This is a genomic window from Pantoea sp. XAF26B01_ASV70 (genome assembly GCF_054512635.1).
Genome location: NZ_CM137251.1, coordinates 825,148 through 841,363, shown reverse-complemented (window position 1 = coordinate 841,363; position 16,216 = coordinate 825,148). Strand labels below are relative to the sequence as shown.

19 protein-coding genes are annotated in these 16,216 nt (G+C 56.3%); 13 read left to right on the top strand and 6 right to left on the bottom strand.

Features of this window, described 5'->3' with window-relative positions:
• Positions 1–13 precede the first annotated feature (13 nt).
• Positions 14–1,246, bottom strand: a complete 1,233-nt coding sequence (locus tag ACX8ZY_RS04055; protein WP_421665242.1) for an O-antigen ligase family protein — start codon at positions 1,244–1,246, stop codon at positions 14–16.
• A gap of 25 nt (positions 1,247–1,271) precedes the next feature.
• A complete protein-coding gene (locus ACX8ZY_RS04050) occupies positions 1,272–2,420 on the bottom strand; it encodes a glycosyltransferase (RefSeq protein ID WP_061902044.1) in 1,149 nt (382 codons plus the stop codon).
• 141 nt (positions 2,421–2,561) lie between these two features.
• On the opposite strand from ACX8ZY_RS04050, the gene ACX8ZY_RS04045 reads away from it, so the two are divergent.
• The 6 genes from ACX8ZY_RS04045 to ruvX all read left to right on the top strand — a co-directional run bounded on the left by ACX8ZY_RS04045 (position 2,562) and on the right by ruvX (position 6,778).
• The gene (locus ACX8ZY_RS04045; protein WP_069026548.1) at positions 2,562–3,074 is read left to right on the top strand and encodes a SprT family zinc-dependent metalloprotease; all 513 of its coding nucleotides are present in this window, start codon (positions 2,562–2,564) and stop codon (positions 3,072–3,074) included.
• Positions 3,075–3,150: 76 nt separating this feature from the next.
• Positions 3,151–3,855 carry a deoxyribonuclease I gene (gene endA, locus ACX8ZY_RS04040; protein WP_264353519.1) on the top strand — a complete coding sequence of 235 codons (705 nt, stop codon included), beginning with the start codon at positions 3,151–3,153 and terminating at the stop codon, positions 3,853–3,855.
• Between the two features lie 70 nt (positions 3,856–3,925).
• Positions 3,926–4,657 (top strand): 16S rRNA (uracil(1498)-N(3))-methyltransferase, encoded by a 732-nt coding sequence (rsmE, locus tag ACX8ZY_RS04035; RefSeq protein WP_010248866.1) that lies wholly within the window; start codon positions 3,926–3,928, stop codon positions 4,655–4,657.
• A gap of 106 nt (positions 4,658–4,763) precedes the next feature.
• Complete coding sequence (gene gshB / locus ACX8ZY_RS04030; protein ID WP_010248868.1) at positions 4,764–5,708, top strand: glutathione synthase; 945 nt, start codon at positions 4,764–4,766, stop codon at positions 5,706–5,708.
• Between the two features lie 87 nt (positions 5,709–5,795).
• A complete protein-coding gene (locus ACX8ZY_RS04025) occupies positions 5,796–6,359 on the top strand; it encodes a YqgE/AlgH family protein (protein WP_010248870.1) in 564 nt (187 codons plus the stop codon).
• Positions 6,359–6,778 carry a Holliday junction resolvase RuvX gene (gene ruvX, locus ACX8ZY_RS04020; RefSeq protein ID WP_003853387.1) on the top strand — a complete coding sequence of 140 codons (420 nt, stop codon included), beginning with the start codon at positions 6,359–6,361 and terminating at the stop codon, positions 6,776–6,778. Before ACX8ZY_RS04025 ends, ruvX begins: the two co-directional genes overlap by 1 nt.
• Before the next feature lie 5 nt (positions 6,779–6,783).
• Here the strand turns inward: ruvX and ACX8ZY_RS04015 are convergent, their stop codons facing one another.
• Positions 6,784–7,779 carry a type IV pilus twitching motility protein PilT gene (locus tag ACX8ZY_RS04015; RefSeq protein ID WP_404543918.1) on the bottom strand — a complete coding sequence of 332 codons (996 nt, stop codon included), beginning with the start codon at positions 7,777–7,779 and terminating at the stop codon, positions 6,784–6,786.
• A 14-nt stretch (positions 7,780–7,793) separates the two neighbouring features.
• Between ACX8ZY_RS04015 and ACX8ZY_RS04010 the strand changes: the two genes are divergently transcribed.
• The 4 genes from ACX8ZY_RS04010 to hemW are packed head-to-tail and all read left to right on the top strand — an operon-like array spanning position 7,794 to position 10,815.
• A complete protein-coding gene (locus ACX8ZY_RS04010; protein ID WP_010671071.1) occupies positions 7,794–8,501 on the top strand; it encodes a YggS family pyridoxal phosphate-dependent enzyme in 708 nt (235 codons plus the stop codon).
• A 12-nt stretch (positions 8,502–8,513) separates the two neighbouring features.
• A complete protein-coding gene (locus ACX8ZY_RS04005; RefSeq protein ID WP_010248879.1) occupies positions 8,514–9,068 on the top strand; it encodes a YggT family protein in 555 nt (184 codons plus the stop codon).
• A 21-nt stretch (positions 9,069–9,089) separates the two neighbouring features.
• On the top strand, positions 9,090–9,683 hold the full coding sequence (locus ACX8ZY_RS04000) for an XTP/dITP diphosphatase (protein WP_033769898.1): 594 nt from the start codon (positions 9,090–9,092) through the stop codon (positions 9,681–9,683).
• Positions 9,676–10,815: a radical SAM family heme chaperone HemW gene (hemW, locus tag ACX8ZY_RS03995; RefSeq protein ID WP_010248883.1), complete on the top strand. Its 1,140-nt coding sequence runs from the start codon at positions 9,676–9,678 to the stop codon at positions 10,813–10,815. Before ACX8ZY_RS04000 ends, hemW begins: the two co-directional genes overlap by 8 nt.
• A 36-nt stretch (positions 10,816–10,851) precedes the next feature.
• Here the strand turns inward: hemW and ACX8ZY_RS03990 are convergent, their stop codons facing one another.
• From ACX8ZY_RS03990 to trmB, 3 genes are all read right to left on the bottom strand, one after another.
• Positions 10,852–11,568 (bottom strand): YggN family protein, encoded by a 717-nt coding sequence (locus ACX8ZY_RS03990; protein WP_010671073.1) that lies wholly within the window; start codon positions 11,566–11,568, stop codon positions 10,852–10,854.
• Between the two features lie 65 nt (positions 11,569–11,633).
• The gene (locus ACX8ZY_RS03985; RefSeq protein WP_003853403.1) at positions 11,634–11,960 is read right to left on the bottom strand and encodes a YggL family protein; all 327 of its coding nucleotides are present in this window, start codon (positions 11,958–11,960) and stop codon (positions 11,634–11,636) included.
• Positions 11,960–12,679: a tRNA (guanosine(46)-N7)-methyltransferase TrmB gene (gene trmB, locus ACX8ZY_RS03980; RefSeq protein WP_010248887.1), complete on the bottom strand. Its 720-nt coding sequence runs from the start codon at positions 12,677–12,679 to the stop codon at positions 11,960–11,962. Before trmB ends, ACX8ZY_RS03985 begins: the two co-directional genes overlap by 1 nt.
• A 154-nt stretch (positions 12,680–12,833) precedes the next feature.
• Between trmB and mutY the strand changes: the two genes are divergently transcribed.
• Genes mutY through mltC form a run of 3 tightly spaced genes read left to right on the top strand, consistent with a single transcriptional unit; the run spans position 12,834 to position 15,325 of the window.
• Entirely contained in the window at positions 12,834–13,919 is a 1,086-nt protein-coding gene (gene mutY, locus ACX8ZY_RS03975; RefSeq protein ID WP_010248889.1) for an A/G-specific adenine glycosylase, read from the top strand.
• Entirely contained in the window at positions 13,919–14,191 is a 273-nt protein-coding gene (locus ACX8ZY_RS03970) for an oxidative damage protection protein (protein WP_003853409.1), read from the top strand. The genes mutY and ACX8ZY_RS03970 overlap by 1 nt, the downstream gene beginning before the upstream one ends.
• 54 nt (positions 14,192–14,245) lie before the next feature.
• The gene (gene mltC / locus ACX8ZY_RS03965) at positions 14,246–15,325 is read left to right on the top strand and encodes a membrane-bound lytic murein transglycosylase MltC (protein WP_010248892.1); all 1,080 of its coding nucleotides are present in this window, start codon (positions 14,246–14,248) and stop codon (positions 15,323–15,325) included.
• Positions 15,326–16,216: the final 891 nt, after the last annotated feature.

Sequence of the window (16,216 nt, the reverse complement as noted above, 5' to 3'; positions counted from 1 at the left end):
GTTCAACGCCCCACTACGCTGTGGTTACCCGCGTTACCGGCAGGGGCCGCCGTATGCAGCAGAGCGCCAGCGCCATAATGAAAATGGTCGCGGTCTGATTATAGGGCAGCACCGAATCGGTCAGTCCGGTGGTAAACAGTGCCACCATCGGCAGCGCCACGCCGCGCAGATCACACTTCTTCAGCCAGCCCGCCAACACAGTCAGATAGAGCAGCGCCAGCGACGCCGTACCCAGCCAGCCCTGCAATGACGTCACCTCGAGGAACTCGTTGTGCATGTTGTATTTAACGTTGGTGAAGCCTTCAACATTGAGAGGATAGTGCGCAGTGATGAACTGACGCGCCTCAGTGGTGCGCGCATCCGGCGTCGCAAAACCGCCATGGTGCTCAATAAAGTTGACCGCCCCGCCCCAGATGGCGACACGTGCGCCCAGCGAGGTCGAACTGTTTGAACCAAAGTTCTCAATATCCTGCACTCCCTCTACCCAGCGGTTGCTGGTCATCAGAACCAGCACCGCCATTACACCCACCAGCAGAGCGCTAATCCGCCAGTTGGTCAGCAGCGACAGCCGGTAGGTCTGCACCAGGAACAGTAGCCCCACGGCAATCAGCGCAATCAGGGTCACACGGGTGCCGCACAGGTAGAGCAAGGCAAAGGTCACTGCCAGCACAGCGATATCGGCAACCTTCCAGTAAGCGTGCGTCTCATAGCGGCTTAGCCACAGCCAGGCACAGTAGATAAACAGAATCATGTAAGAAGACATGGAGGCGGCTTCGGTGGTGAGCTTGATGCGGATATTCTCAGTGTAGAGATGCTCGTGGATACCAAAGCCCAGCGTAATCAGCAGGCCAAGAAGGATGAGCCCTTTTCCGACGCGTAGCGTAGTCAGGGAGACACGATCCCCATAAACAGCCAGACTGAGCAGCACAAAGGCACCCATCAACAGCCGCTTCGCGCCCAGCAGATAGTTGCCCATATTAGTGATGGCATCGCCTGAGGGCGCGGTTTCGATCCCCTTCACGTGAATCGCCCAGAACAGTCGAATCAGGGCAAAGATAATCAGCACAGCAAACAGGGCGATATAAAAACCGTTCTCTTTAAACTCCACCCGCCTGCGCACCAGGCCATACAGCACGGACGCGATAGAGAGATAAGAGACCAGATAAAATATTTTTTGCGGCAGGCCGGTAACAAACATATTCAGTGACAGCGCCAGGCAGAGCGCAATAACTGAAAAATTAACCATTAACGTTAATCCATTGCGACTGATTTTATTCGTCATGCTTAACCTCAGTAAGGCGGTTAAACACACTCATCAGGTGCTTCATATAATTTTCCTCATAAAAACCGGTGATGCTCGCTTTAATAGCCTGATGATCGGGGAAGTGGAAATCCCCGCTCATAGCGTTGAGAATCGCGGCCAGCGCCATGCTGTCATGGGTGGGATAGAGCTGACCATTAATACCGTTCTGAATAATTTCCGCCGGGCCGCTGATGCAGTCGGATGAAACACAGTAGACGCCGCGCGACATCGCCTCCAGCAGGATCAGCGGGAAGCCTTCGAAGTTAGAGGTCATGACCAGGCAGGTGACCTGTCTGATATGGCGGATGACATACTCCCAGGCATTCTCCTGCCAGCCATGCCAGGTGATGCGATCCTGAATGCCGAGTTGCGTCACGTAGTGCTGACATTGCGTCAGATCTTCCCCGTCACCCACTATCTCCAGCGTCCAGGGCGCATCCAGCTGCTGCAGGGCATCAAACAGATCTTTAAGCTGTTTCTGCCGCTGATAATGGACGCGACCAATATAGAGAAACTTCAGCGCCTGGGGTCTGCCGATTACCGTGTCATTGCGTTTGATCGGGTTATAGATCACGTCAACGTCAGTGGCGCGTGCGCCCAGTTCCACCAGCTGCTCTTTAATCTGATTACTGATCGCAAAATGGTGATCGGCCCGCAGCAGATAATGGGGACGATAACGTTCACGCGGAGGCAGGTGCATCCAGCTCGACAATACGATTTTACGTCCTGAAAGCGTGATTGCCCGGCGCGTCATCAGGCAGGGAATGGTGTTGAGGGTCAGGACATGATCGGGCTGATAACGACGAAAGAAGGCGGCCATTCTCAGCGTATGAATAAGATTTTTTATTTTCTTATTCCGCAGCGTGCAGACGCTCTCAGCCAGAACAGCATTGGCGGTCCAGGCGCGGGAGTGGCTCTCCTCTCCGCTGTTGATAATAAACAGCCCTGCTTCGGTACCGGGTTCCGCATTCAGGGCCTTAATCAACTGACCAGTCACATTTTCCATCCCACCACGACCGGCCATCAGATCCGTCACCAGCACAATCCGTTGTTTCCTGACGTTATCATTATTTTTCATTGGTTTATCCATGCCCTGTGCCGTTCGCTTTTCATCCATCCACTCTGCGGTGAATCTCATTAATAGAATATTCTAAAAAAGCCCATAACAATATTTAAACCAGAAATTTTCCCCCAGCCAGAACCACACTTGTCGCTGGCGACGTTGAGTTCCTGCGCGGCGGCGATTATTCTGAGCGCCATGAAAACGCCTCGTCTCCCCATTGCCCTGCAGCAGGCCGTAATGCGCTCGCTGCGTCAGTCGCTTGAACGTGCGAATCAGGCGCTGAAAACCCGTTATCCGGAACCGAAGCTGCTCTACCAGCAGCGTGGTACGGCGGCGGGCACCGCCTGGCTGGCGTCCTGGGAAATTCGCATCAATCCTGTGCTGCTGCTGGAAAACCAGCAGGCATTTATCGATGAAGTGGTGCCGCATGAGCTGGCGCATCTGCTGGTCTGGAAGCAATTTGGTCGCGTTGCGCCGCACGGCAAAGAGTGGAAGTGGATGATGGAGCAGGTGCTGGGCGTTCCGGCACGGCGTACTCACCAGTTTGAGATCGCATCCGTGCGCAGCAACACCTTTGCCTACCGCTGTCAGTGTCAGCAGCATCAACTGACCGTGCGCCGCCACAATCGTATACTGCGCAAAGAGAGTGAATATCGCTGCGTGCACTGTGGCAGCCTGCTGACCGCGGGTGAATTTGTCGCGTCCTGAGAAGAATCCCCATTCCGCCCTATTCCACATTCTGTTACCCTGCCGCCCTTTTTCGTACTGAGTAGAAATCTGGAATATGTCTCGCATACTAAGTCTGGCGGTTGCGCTGCTGTTTGCGCCCGCCGCTGACGCCCTCAACCTGAATAACTATCATCAAAATAACTTTCAGCAGGCCAAAACCTTTGCGGCGGCGATCAACGCCGATGCACCGGGTTCTTTTTACTGTGGCTGTAAGATTCAGTGGCAGGGAAAAAAGGGGATTCCCGATCTCAACAGCTGTGGCTATCAGGTGCGCAAAAACGCCAATCGCGCCGCACGCATTGAGTGGGAACATGTGATGCCCGCCTGGGAGTTTGGCCATCAGCGTCAGTGCTGGCAGGATGGCGGTCGTAAAAACTGCAGCAAAGATCCCGACTACCGCCGCATCGAAACCGACCTGCACAACCTGCAGCCTGCGGTGGGTGAAGTGAATGGCGACCGTGGCAACTTCGCCTACAGTCAATGGAACGGCAGCGAGCAGCAGTACGGCCAGTGTGAGATGAAGATCGACTTTAAACTCAAACAGGCGGAGCCACCTGCGCGGGCGCGTGGTGCCATTGCCCGCACCTATTTCTATATGCGCGACCAGTATCATCTGCGTATTTCGCGCCAGCAGACGCAGCTGTTTACCGCCTGGAACAAGCTCTATCCCGTAACAGTTTGGGAGTGCGAACGCGACCAGCGCATTGCAAAGGTTCAGGGCAATCACAATCCTTATGTGCAGCAGGCTTGCCAGCGCTAAAATCCCTGCCCTACACTAGCTCTTTTTCCAATGACGCCGCTGCAGCGCGGCGTCCGGTCTCAGGAACCTTATGCGTATACCTCGCATCTATCACGCCGGGCCATTAAGCATCGGCAGTGAAATTACCCTGGATGAAGATGCATCCAATCATGTGGGCCGGGTGCTCCGGATGACGGCAGGTCAGCGTCTGGAACTCTTTGATGGCACTAATCTGACTTTTGCAGCAGAGATCACGCATGTAGATAAAAAGCGTGTAAAAGTATCGGTCACAGAGAGCCAGCCGGACGATCGCGAGTCACCGTTACATCTGCATTTAGGTCAGGTGATGTCGCGCGGTGAAAAAATGGAATTCACTATCCAGAAATCGATCGAACTGGGCGTGAATGTCATTACACCCTTGTTTTCCGAGCGCTGTGGCGTAAAGCTTGATGCTGAGCGTCTGGCGAAGAAGATCCAGCAGTGGCAGAAAATTGCTATTGCCGCCTGCGAGCAGTGCGGCCGTAATCGCGTGCCGGAGATTCGTGAAGCGATGACGCTGGAAGCCTGGTGTGCAGAAGCGGATAGCGGTCTGAAGCTTAATCTGCATCCGCGCGCCAGCCACAGCATCAACACTCTGCCCCAGCCTGTTGAGCGGGTAAGGTTGCTGATTGGCCCTGAAGGCGGTTTGTCTGCGGACGAGATTGCGATGACGGCGCAGCACGATTTTACTGACATTCTGCTTGGCCCACGGGTATTGCGTACCGAAACTACCGCGCTGACAGCCATTACGGCACTTCAGGTGAGGTTTGGCGACCTGGGTTAAGCGATACTTTCAGCGGAAAGAGAGCAGGCATGATGTCCTGACCGATCGGCCCACTGCAGACCGAACCAGACGAGGCGGTAAATGCCGCCTCACCGAGGAGATAATAATGATTAAACTTGGCATCGTGATGGACCCTATTTCGTCCATCAATATTAAAAAAGACTCCAGCTTCGCTATGCTGCTGGAAGCACAGCGCCGTGGTTATGAAATTCACTACATGGAGATGCACGATCTCTCCCTGCGCGGTGGCGTGGCCTCGGCCCGTACCCGCCTGCTGACCGTCGAGCAGAATCCTGAGAACTGGTATCAGTTCGGCAGCGAGCAGGTGATCCCGCTGGCTGACCTGAATGTGGTGCTGATGCGCAAAGATCCACCATTCGATACCGAGTTCATCTATGCGACCTACATTCTGGAGCGCGCTGAAGAGCTGGGTACGCTGATCGTGAACAAACCGCAGAGCCTGCGTGACTGTAACGAAAAGCTCTACACCGCCTGGTTTGCCGAGTTTACGCCTGACACTCTGGTGACTCGCAGCAAAGCGCAACTGCGCGCTTTCTGGCAGGAGCATGGCGACATCATCATGAAGCCGCTGGATGGCATGGGTGGTGCGTCGATTTTCCGCGTGAAGAAAGATGATCCTAACTTTGGCGTGATTACCGAAACCCTGACCGAGCATGAGAGCCGTTTCTGCATGGCGCAGAATTATATTGCGGCGATCACCGAGGGTGACAAACGCGTGCTGGTCGTCGATGGCGAGCCGGTGCCTTACTGCCTGGCGCGTATCCCGCAGGGCGGTGAAACGCGTGGCAACCTCGCCGCCGGTGGTCGCGGTGAAGCGCGTCCGCTGAGCGAAAGCGACTGGGAAATCGCGCGCCGTGTTGGCCCGACGCTGAAAGCAAAAGGGCTGATTTTTGTCGGTCTGGACATCATCGGTGATAAACTGACTGAAGTTAACGTGACCAGCCCAACCTGCATTCGTGAAATTGAGGCTGCGTTCCCGATCTCCATCACCGGCATGTTGATGGATGCCATTGAGAAGCGCCTGGGCTGAGCATGACGCCGGGGCGAAGCTCCGTGATCAACCCAATACCGGTGCGGCCGTCGCGTGCCGGTTATTTTTTTGGTACATCGTGTGAGAATGAATTTACAACATCACTTTTTGATTGCCATGCCTTCATTGCAGGATCCTTTCTTCAAACGTTCCGTGGTCTATCTCTGCGAACATAACGAAGAGGGTGCAATGGGACTGATCATCAATAAACCCATGGAAAACCTGACGGTTGAAGGCATTCTGAAGAAGCTCAAAATCTCTGCTGACGATCGCGATCCGGCGATCAAGCTGGATAAACCGGTGTTTACCGGCGGCCCGCTGGCGGAAGATCGTGGCTTTATCCTGCACTCCGCGCAACGCACCTTTACCTCCAGTATTCGTGTTTCAGATAACACGATCATCACCACGTCCCGTGACGTGCTGGAGTCGATCGGTACGGCGTCTCAGCCCACTAACGTGCTGGTTGCTCTGGGTTACTGCGCCTGGGAAAAAGATCAGCTGGAGAATGAGCTGATGGAAAATGCCTGGCTGACCACGCCCGCTAACAGCAACATCCTGTTCCAGACGCCGATTTCAGAGCGCTGGCGCGAAGCGGCGCGCAGTATTGGCGTCGATATTCACAACATGGCCAGCGACGCCGGACACGCCTGATGTCAACTCAAACTCTGTTAGGATTCGACTTCGGCACCAAAAGTATTGGTGTCGCCGTAGGTCAGCAACTCACTGGCAGCGCCCGTCCGCTGACCGCCCTGAAAGCGCAGGATGGCATCCCGGACTGGCTGGTAATTGAAAAACTGCTGAAAGAGTGGCAGCCCGATTTCGTGGTGGTGGGATTACCGCTGAATATGGATGGCACCGAGCAGCCGCTGACCGATCGCGCACGTAAATTTGCCAACCGCCTGCACGGGCGCTTTGGCATCCGCGTGGAGCTGCAGGATGAACGACTCAGCACGGTAGAAGCGCGTGCTGGCCTGTTTGAACGCGGCGGCTATCGCGCGCTCAATAAAGGATCGGTCGACTCACAGTCTGCTGCCATCATTTTGCAGGACTGGTTCGAAAACCATTACTGACATCCTCACTCAATCAGTCCGGCTGCCTGACGCGCCAGCCTGCTCTGCTCAAACGTCTGCATACCGGCCTGTGCGCCGGTTTGTAACAGAGCAGGGATCTGGTGCATCTTGCCTTCTCTGATCAGATTGGTGATGCCAGGTGTGGCGATCAGTACCTCAAACAGTCCGATGCGCGAACCGGCAACTGACGGCACCAGCCGCTGTGCAATTACCGCTTTCAGGCTGCCCGCCAGCTGAGTACGCACCAGCTGTTTCTCCTCTGCCGGAAAGACATCAACCAGCCGATCCACCGCCTGCGCTGCGCCACGCGTGTGCAGCGTCGCCAGCACCAGATGGCCGGTCTCCGCAGCTGTCAGTGCCTGACGAATAGTCTCGCTGTCGCGCAGTTCGCCCAGCAGTATAACGTCGGGATCTTCACGCAGTGCTGCCTTTACTCCCAGCGAGAACGAACCGCAGTGCAGGCCGATTTCACGCTGCTGTATCAGCGACTGCTGGCTGTGATGGATAAATTCAATCGGATCTTCCAGCGTGATGATATGCCGCGCCTGCTGGCGGTTCAGCGCATCGACCAGCGCCGCCAGCGTGGTTGATTTACCGCTGCCGGTCGCACCCGTCACCAGAATCAGCCCATCCTGCTGCTCCAGCAGCGTCGGGACAATGGCGGGCAGTTGCAGGCTCGCAAGCGTCGGGCATGCCGTGGCGATGATGCGCAGTGCCAGTGACAGGCCGTTGCGCTGCATAAAGAGATTCGCGCGCAGACGCTGACCATCGGCCAGGCTCAGGGCGAAATCGAGCTGCCCTGCGCGCTCCAGCTCCTGACGCTGCGGGTCACTTAGCCAGCGGGCCATAAACTGCGCCATCCATGCACCAGAAAGCGGGCACTGCTGCGGAATCGCCTCCAGCCTTCCCTGCCGCCGCCAGTAGGGCAAATGTCCGCTGCAAAGGTGCAGATCGGCGGCATTATGCTTTACACTAAGCCCCACCATTTCATCCAGATTCATAATTTCTCCTGACTATGACCTCAATCCAGCAGAACCTACAGCAAGTGCGGCAGCGAATCGCTGCTGCTGCCGCGAGTTGCGGCCGCGCACCAGAAGAAATTACCCTGCTTGCAGTCAGTAAAACCAAACCTGCGAGCGCGGTCGAAGAAGCCTTTGCCGCTGGCCAGATTGCCTTTGGTGAAAATTACGTTCAGGAAGGGGTTGAAAAGGTCCAGGCACTGGCCGCACATCCTGAGCTGGAGTGGCACTTCATCGGCCCGCTGCAGTCCAATAAAAGCCGTCTGGTGGCGGAACATTTCGCCTGGTGTCACACCATTGACCGCCAGCGCATCGCGCAGCGGCTCAACGATCAGCGGCCTGCTTCGCTGCCACCGCTGAATGTGTTAATTCAGGTAAATATCAGTGACGAGAACAGCAAATCTGGCATCATGCTGGAGGCCGTTTCCGGGCTGGCGGAGCAGATCGCTGCCCTGCCGCAACTGCGGCTGCGCGGATTAATGGCGATTCCGGCAGCAGAGAGTGATTACGCGCGGCAGCTGGCGGTGTGTCAGCAGATGGCGGAAGCCTTCCGGCAGCTGCAACAGCACTATCCGCATGCAGACACGCTTTCGCTGGGAATGAGCGATGACATGGAGGCGGCAATCGCCGCAGGCAGTACGATGGTGCGTATCGGCACCGCCATTTTTGGCGCACGAGATTATGCGCACAACTCACAACAATAACAGAGGAACTTCATGTTAACACTGACGTTTTTAGTAAAAACGCTGATCGATCTCTACGTCATGGTGCTGCTGTTACGCATCTGGATGCAGTGGTCCCGCTGCGATTTTTACAATCCAGTGGCGCAGTTTGTCGTAAAAGTGACACAGCCGATTGTTAAGCCGCTGCGCCGTATACTGCCGGCACTGGGACCGATTGATACCGCCTCGCTGCTGCTGGCATTTGTGCTGACTACGCTGAAATACCCGATTTTATTGCTGATTCAGGTGGGCGTCTTCTCGGTCGACCCAACCAATCTGCTGGTCGGCCTGCTGTCGCTGGTTAAATCCGCCGGCTATCTGGTCTTCTGGGTGATTATTATTCGCTCCCTGATGAGCTGGATCAGCCAGGGCCGGGGGCCTGTCGACTATCTGCTGGTGCAGTTAACCGAGCCGATGATGGCACCTGTTCGCCGTATTCTGCCTGCGATGGGCGGCATCGATTTCTCAGCGATGATCGTCATCCTGGTGCTGTATGCCCTGAACTTTCTCGGCATGGACCTGTTCCCGGGTCTCTGGTATCTGCTGTAAATGAATCAAACTGGAACTGTTATGCAAAAAGTTGTCCTCGCAACCGGCAATCCCGGCAAAGTGCGTGAACTGGCGGAGTTACTCTCCGCCTTTGGTCTGGATATCGTCGCACAGACCGACCTTGGGGTTGAATCGGCGGAAGAGACCGGCCTGACCTTTATTGAGAACGCGATTCTCAAGGCGCGTCACGCGGCACAGATCACCGGATTACCGGCCATTGCCGATGATTCCGGCCTGGCCGTAGATGCGCTGGGCGGCGCGCCCGGCATCTACTCGGCGCGCTACGCCGGTGAAGAGGCCAGCGATCAACAGAACCTGGAGAAGCTGCTGCAGGCGCTGGAAAACGTACCGGACGGTCAGCGCCAGGCACAATTTCACTGCGTGCTGGTCTATCTGCGTCATGCGGAAGATCCGACCCCGCTGGTGTTCCACGGCAGCTGGCAGGGTGAGATCACCCGCGCCGCCGCTGGTGCCGGTGGTTTTGGTTACGACCCGATTTTCTTTGTCCCGGCGCTGGGTAAAACCGCGGCCGAACTGAGTAAAGCGGAAAAAGGTGCAGTTTCTCACCGGGGTAAAGCATTGACGCTGTTGCTGGAAGCGATGTGTAATGCCTAATCTGCCGCCGTTAAGTCTCTATATCCACATTCCGTGGTGCGTACAGAAATGTCCCTACTGTGATTTTAATTCCCACGCGCTGAAAGATGAGGTGCCGCACGTTGAATACGTGCAGCACCTGTTGCGCGATCTGGAGATCGATTTACCGCTGATCAATGGCCGGGAAGTGCGCACGATCTTCATCGGTGGCGGCACGCCCAGCCTGCTGAGCAGCAGCGCGATGCAGATGCTGATGGATGGTGTGCGGGAGCGTCTGACGCTCTCGCCCGATGCGGAAGTGACCATGGAAGCCAATCCGGGCACCGTGGAAGCGGACCGGTTCAGCGCCTATCAGCGCGCCGGTATCAACCGTATTTCGATTGGCGTACAGAGTTTCAGTCCGCAAAAGCTGCAGCGCCTTGGCCGCATTCACGGCCCGGAAGAGGCGGTCCGCGCCGCTGAACTGGCCGAGTCGCTGTCGCTGCGCAGTTTTAACCTTGACCTGATGCATGGCCTGCCCGATCAGTCGCTTGAAGAGGCGCTCGATGATTTACGTCAGGCGATTGCGCTTAATCCGCCGCATCTCTCCTGGTATCAGCTCACGATTGAACCCAACACCCTGTTTGGCTCACGCCCGCCGGTGCTGCCGGATGATGATGCACTATGGGATATTTTCGAACAGGGCGATCAGCTGCTGCAGGCTGCCGGTTATCAGCAGTATGAGACCTCTGCCTACGCGAAGCCGGGTTATCGCTGTGAGCACAACCTCAACTACTGGCGCTTCGGCGACTATCTGGGGATTGGGTGTGGCGCACACGGCAAGCTGACGCAACCGGATGGCCGCATAGTCCGCACGGTGAAAACCCGTCATCCGCGTGGATTTATGCAGGGGAACTACCGCGAAAAACAGTATGACGTTGCCGATAGCGACAAGCCGTTTGAATATTTCATGAACCGCTTTCGCCTGCTGGAAGCCGCGCCGCGTGACGAGTTCAGCCGCTATACCGGTTTATCAGAGCAGGTGATCCGTCCGCAGATGGATGCCGCGATTGCCGCTGGTTACGTGACTGAAACCGCGGAGCAGTGGCAGATTACGGAGAAAGGGAAGCTGTTCCTGAATTCGCTGCTGGAGCTGTTCTTAGCAGAAGAGTAACAAAAGCGCCTCAGCCCGACAGGCTGAGGCGTTGACCTATTTTTTCAGTGCACCGGTAAGCTGTTTACGCTGATCTTCCAGCGAAATAACGCGATTACACACCTCGTGACCGAAGTTCTGGAAATCCTGCTCCTGCTTGCTCCACTCAGCCTGAATCGACTGCTGCAACCCGCCCAGATTACCCATAATCGCCTGCAGCGGATTACTGCCGCCGCTGCCCTGCTTACTGCCCATCTCGTTCAGGCTATCCTGCATCACGCCGCCCAGTGTCGACTGCACCAGCCTTTCACCTTCGGCGCGAACCTGATCAATCGCCTGATGGTGGAACGTCAGCCCATCTTCACGGTGTTCAATGATGCGGTTCATCTGCTGTTTCAGCTGACCATTCAGCGTGGTCAGGCGATTACGCACGTTGCTGTCGGTGCCCAGTTTTTCAACGATGACCTGATCCAGTGCCGAACGCCCTTTCTCCAGACGTGATGTCGCCCCGCTGTCGATCCACGGCAGATCGCGACGCAGCGCGTTCTGATAGTCGATCGCTTTCTGGCGTCCGGCCGTATCGAGCGTGACCTTCTGTCCATTGAACTGCACGTCGCCCTGCGGCGAGATTTCCATATTGCCGTTGGCACCGACCACCTGCACGCTCTGCGGCTTAATCACCACATCGTCCTGCGGCTTAACGCTGCATTCATAGGCTGCCTGAGCCTGGGTTGCTGCCACCAGCAGCACAGCAAGAAGCGCTTTACGCATCATATCTACTCCCTAAGATCGGGTCTGAAACCCTTTGATCGGGCCTCAGCCCGACACTGTGTGACGACTTAGTCCCACCAGACGTCAAAGAGTTCAGTCATCTGAACGTCCTGCAGCTTGCGATCTTCCAGCCATTTACGAACCAGAGCACGATGCTCATCGGTGCATTTGCCGGTTTTCTGCAGGCAAACCAGACCTTCCCACACCAGGTAACCGCTGCCATCGAAGGCCAGGCCGTTAGGGTCGATCGCTTCATTGATGAACTGGTTCAGCGTCTCATCAATTTCGCTTTCGCTGGTGCCTTCCGGGAAGCGCCAGGCAACCGAGAAGCCCAGTTCCTGGAACTCATCGATGTGCAGTTTTTTACGTAAACGGCGGCTGCGTTGTGTGGCCATTATTTCACCCTCTCAAACATTAAATCCCATACGCCGTGGCCTAAACGCTGCCCGCGCTGCTCAAACTTGGTCAGTGGACGCGTCTCAGGACGCGGCACATAATTCTGTTGTTCTGACTGGTTGCGGTAACCATCGATGCTGTTCATCACTTCCAGCATATGCTCCGCGTAGGCTTCCCAGTCGGTCGCCATGTGGAAAACGCCGCCCAGCTTCAGTTTACGCATCACCAGCTCGGCAAAAGGCACCTGGACGATACGGCGTTTATTGTGACGCGCTTTATGCCACGGATCGGGGAAGAAGAGCTGAACCATGCGCAGCGAGTTATCCGGAATCATCTTCTCCAGCACTTCCACCGCGTCATGGCACATCACCCGAAGGTTCTGCACATCGGCTTCTTTGGCGGCGGCCAGACAGGCACCCACGCCCGGCGCATGCACTTCAATACCCAGGAAGTTCTGATGCGGCGTGTTCTGCGCCATCGTTACCAGCGAAGCGCCCATGCCAAAGCCAATTTCCAGCGTCACCGGGGCTTCGCGGCCAAACAGCGCGGGCAGATCGACAGGCTCCGGCTGATATTCCACCCCCATGACCGGCCACAGGGTGTCCAGCGCCTGCTGCTGGCCTTTGGTTAAGCGGCCCTGGCGGCGCACAAAGCTGCGGATCCGGCGTAATGGCCGCCCGTTCTCATCAAATTCTGGGGTGATGACGTCATTAATCATGTAAAAGCCTGCTGGTTAGCCTGTTCCGGGAAACGGGCATTATGCAAAGTTCATAAGCAGAAGCAAGCCTTTGCAATCTTCCGGTTTACACCCAGGTGCGCATGTGCTGGAATTCCTGCCTGAGTGTAGAGTAAACACGGAAAATTTCCTTCTTATGATGCAAGCGCCGCAGTTCGCGCAACAGGTGCTGGACTGGTATCAGCGCTTTGGTCGCAAAACCCTGCCGTGGCAGCTGGAGAAAACGCCTTACAAGGTGTGGCTCTCCGAAGTGATGCTACAGCAAACCCAGGTTGCCACGGTTATTCCCTATTTTGAACGCTTTATGGCGCGCTTCCCCACGGTTACCGATCTGGCTGCGGCTCCGCTGGATGAGGTGTTACATCTCTGGACCGGCCTCGGCTACTACGCCCGTGCGCGTAATCTGCATAAAGCCGCAAAGCAGATTGTCGAGGTTCATCAGGGCGAGTTCCCGCGTAATTTCGATGATGTCTCTGCCCTGCCCGGCGTAGGCCGCTCCACGGCGGGCGCGATCCTGTCGCTGTCACTGGGGCAGCATTTCCCGATTCTGGATGGCAACGTCAAGCGCGTGCTGGCCCGTTGCTATGCTGTCAGCGGCTGGCCGGGTAAGAAAGAGGTCGAAAAGCGGCTCTGGCAGATCAGCGAAGAGGTCACACCCGCCGAGGGCGTCAGCCAGTTTAATCAGGCGATGATGGATCTGGGTGCTATCGTCTGTACCCGATCGAAGCCGAAGTGCGAAATCTGCCCGCTGAACAGCGGTTGTGAGGCGTATGCCAGCAGCAGCTGGGCGAGCTATCCCGGTAAGAAGCCTAAGCAGGTGCTGCCAGAGCGCAGCGGCTGGTTCCTGATGATGCAGGATGGTGATGATGTCTGGCTGGAGCAGCGCCCGCCTGTGGGCTTGTGGGGCGGCCTGTTCTGCTTCCCGCAGTTCACAACGGAAGCGGCGATGACAGACTGGCTGGCGGCCCGCGGCATCCATGCAAAACCGCAGCAGCTTACTGCGTTTCGTCACACCTTCAGCCATTTCCATCTCGATATCGTGCCAATGTGGCTGACGTGGCCTTCTGTCGGGGCGGCGATGGATGAAGCAGGCGGTCTCTGGTATAACTTAGCGCTGCCACCATCTGTGGGATTAGCCGCACCCGTTGAGCGCCTGTTACACGAGCTGCGCTATCCCCGACAACTGGCTTTGAACAGTTGTGAGATTAATGAGGAAGAATAATGAGCCGCACTATTTTTTGTACTTTTTTACAGCGCGACGCGGAAGGACAGGATTTTCAGCTCTACCCGGGCGATCTGGGTAAGCGCATTTACAATGACATTTCCAAAGAAGCCTGGCAGAAGTGGATGGCGAAACAGACCATGTTGATCAACGAGAAGAAGCTCAACATGATGAATCCCGAAGATCGTAAAGTGCTGGAGAAGGAGATGATCAATTTCCTGTTCGAAGGTAAAGACGTTCATATCGAAGGCTATACACCGCCAGAAGCGTAAACATTCCGGGCCTCATCGCTGAGGCCGGTTATCCAGGTCAGGCTTGCACTCCCAATGAATAAAAAATTAATCGCCCTGCTGGTGATAGCACCACTTTTGGTTTCCTGTTCCGGGTCAAAGAAACAGCAGTCCCACGAGGAGTGGGTAAAAGATACCAACGCCTTTGATATTCTGATGGGGCAGTTTGCTCATAATATTGAGAATATCTGGGGTATCAATGAGGTCCTGATCGCCGGACCCAAAGATTACGTCAAATATAGCGACAACTATTACACCCGCAGCCACATTAACTTTGAAAGCGGTAAGCTGACCATCGAGACGATTTCTGGCACCGATCCTATGGCCAGCCTGCGTCAGGCAATCGTGACCACCCTGTTGATTGGCGAAGATCCGGGTAATGTCGATCTCTACTCTGACGCCAACGATATTGAAATCAGTAAAGAGCCGCTGCTGTATGGGCAGGTGCTGGATAATACCGGTCAGCCGATTCGCTGGCAGGGTCGCGCGGAAGCCTTTGCTGACTATCTGATTCAGAATAAATTGCAGCGCCGCACCTCGGGTCTGCATGTGATTTACACCATTTCGATTCCGATGGTGCCGAATCACCTGGATAAGCGTGCGCACAAATACCTGCCGATGGTGCGTAAAGCCGCCGATCAGTATGGTGTCGATGCCTCGTTGATTCTGGCGATTATGCAGACCGAGTCGAGCTTTAACCCCTACGCCGTGAGCCATTCTGATGCGCTGGGTCTGATGCAGGTGGTGCAGCATACTGCCGGTGTTGACGTGTTCCGCATGAAGGGTAAATGGGGCAAGCCGAGCCGCAGCTACCTGCTGGATCCAGAGAACAATATTGATGCGGGTACCGCTTATCTGTCGCTGTTGCAGCGTAGCTATCTGGGCGGCATTCAGGATCCGGTGTCACGCCGTTATGCGGTGATCACCGCCTATAACGGCGGCGCAGGCAGCGTGCTGCGCGTCTTCTCCAGCGATAAAGACCGGGCGTTTTCGATGATTAACGGCATGTCACCGAGCAAGGTTTATTCGACCCTGGCGAACCAGCATCCGTCGGCGGAATCGCGTCGTTATCTTTATAAGGTGAGTACCGCGCAGAAGAGTTATCGGGGATTCTGATTGGCTCAGCGCTAAAGCGGGGGAGTGTTCGCTGCGCGAACGGGCTTGGGTGCAGCGCCTGAAGCTGGGATTGTTCGCTGCGCGAACAGGCTATGAGAAGGTTTCGTTCGCTTAGCCGCGGGTATGCACTGAGCGGGTTCCGCCCGCCAGGCGGTCAGGAGTTTCAGATCGCCCGAGCAGGCGGACGTATTAAGGGGCGGACGCCCGCCCCTTAATAATCCCGGCGTCCGGCTGCCTGCGCGCCCCGCTGTGCGGGGTACCTTCGTCACGCCCTGCAGCCGACGGACCGTCCGGACTCGCCATCCCTGGCTCGTGCCGTCCTTTCGCCGACGTCCTGTCGGCTCATCCTGGCCTCCGGTTGTTCCTCAGCGCTTCGGACGCCTCTCCCAAACCCCCGCCTGTAATTATCTTTTCATTTCGCTGTTGCCATGCTGTCTGATGGTCTGATAGCGAAGACCATCCCGGAAACTTACAGCGACAGCGAACCTGCCATAAAAAAGCAGAGATAACAGCGAGGGGGGTAGGGAGGCCGTCAGAACCGCTGAGCGGATGAGGGATTTCAGGACGAGCGACAGGGATGTCGCGAAGAGGCGGGTTCGCGCCATGGATGGCGCGTCCCGCCGGTCCGTGAGAAATCCTGAAGTAGCGAAGGGACCGCGAAGCGGCGGTGAAGCAGGCCGGAGCCCGGGGTCAAGGGGGCGCGGCGACTGGCGCCCCCTTGTCGGTCGCCTGCAGAGGCGAATCTGAAACTGCCCGGCTTACCAGGCGAACGAAAATCTCTCACAGCCCGTTCGCGCAGCGAACCCAGGGCCTGCCAGGCGAAACCTTCTCAGCCCCGTTCGCGCAGCGAACAAAAAGGCAGGCGGGCCGCTACCCGCCTCTGCCCACGCT

Bases quoted from the DNA above. Each gene is read 5' to 3' on its own strand.
- ACX8ZY_RS03985 (WP_003853403.1), bottom strand. From the start codon at position 11,960: ATGGCCACACAACGCAGCCGCCGTTTACGTAAAAAACTGCACATCGAT.
- hemW (WP_010248883.1), top strand. From the start codon at position 9,676: ATGCCTAATCTGCCGCCGTTAAGTCTCTATATCCACATTCCGTGGTGC.
- ACX8ZY_RS04000 (WP_033769898.1), top strand. From the start codon at position 9,090: ATGCAAAAAGTTGTCCTCGCAACCGGCAATCCCGGCAAAGTGCGTGAA.
- ruvX (WP_003853387.1), top strand. From the start codon at position 6,359: ATGTCAACTCAAACTCTGTTAGGATTCGACTTCGGCACCAAAAGTATT.
- trmB (WP_010248887.1), bottom strand. From the start codon at position 12,679: ATGATTAATGACGTCATCACCCCAGAATTTGATGAGAACGGGCGGCCA.
- rsmE (WP_010248866.1), top strand. From the start codon at position 3,926: ATGCGTATACCTCGCATCTATCACGCCGGGCCATTAAGCATCGGCAGT.
- endA (WP_264353519.1), top strand. From the start codon at position 3,151: ATGTCTCGCATACTAAGTCTGGCGGTTGCGCTGCTGTTTGCGCCCGCC.
- ACX8ZY_RS03970 (WP_003853409.1), top strand. From the start codon at position 13,919: ATGAGCCGCACTATTTTTTGTACTTTTTTACAGCGCGACGCGGAAGGA.
- ACX8ZY_RS04010 (WP_010671071.1), top strand. From the start codon at position 7,794: ATGACCTCAATCCAGCAGAACCTACAGCAAGTGCGGCAGCGAATCGCT.
- ACX8ZY_RS03990 (WP_010671073.1), bottom strand. From the start codon at position 11,568: ATGATGCGTAAAGCGCTTCTTGCTGTGCTGCTGGTGGCAGCAACCCAG.
- ACX8ZY_RS04015 (WP_404543918.1), bottom strand. From the start codon at position 7,779: ATGAATCTGGATGAAATGGTGGGGCTTAGTGTAAAGCATAATGCCGCC.
- mutY (WP_010248889.1), top strand. From the start codon at position 12,834: ATGATGCAAGCGCCGCAGTTCGCGCAACAGGTGCTGGACTGGTATCAG.
- ACX8ZY_RS04055 (WP_421665242.1), bottom strand. From the start codon at position 1,246: ATGGTTAATTTTTCAGTTATTGCGCTCTGCCTGGCGCTGTCACTGAAT.
- ACX8ZY_RS04005 (WP_010248879.1), top strand. From the start codon at position 8,514: ATGTTAACACTGACGTTTTTAGTAAAAACGCTGATCGATCTCTACGTC.
- ACX8ZY_RS04025 (WP_010248870.1), top strand. From the start codon at position 5,796: ATGAATTTACAACATCACTTTTTGATTGCCATGCCTTCATTGCAGGAT.
- mltC (WP_010248892.1), top strand. From the start codon at position 14,246: ATGAATAAAAAATTAATCGCCCTGCTGGTGATAGCACCACTTTTGGTT.
- ACX8ZY_RS04045 (WP_069026548.1), top strand. From the start codon at position 2,562: ATGAAAACGCCTCGTCTCCCCATTGCCCTGCAGCAGGCCGTAATGCGC.
- ACX8ZY_RS04050 (WP_061902044.1), bottom strand. From the start codon at position 2,420: ATGGATGAAAAGCGAACGGCACAGGGCATGGATAAACCAATGAAAAAT.
- gshB (WP_010248868.1), top strand. From the start codon at position 4,764: ATGATTAAACTTGGCATCGTGATGGACCCTATTTCGTCCATCAATATT.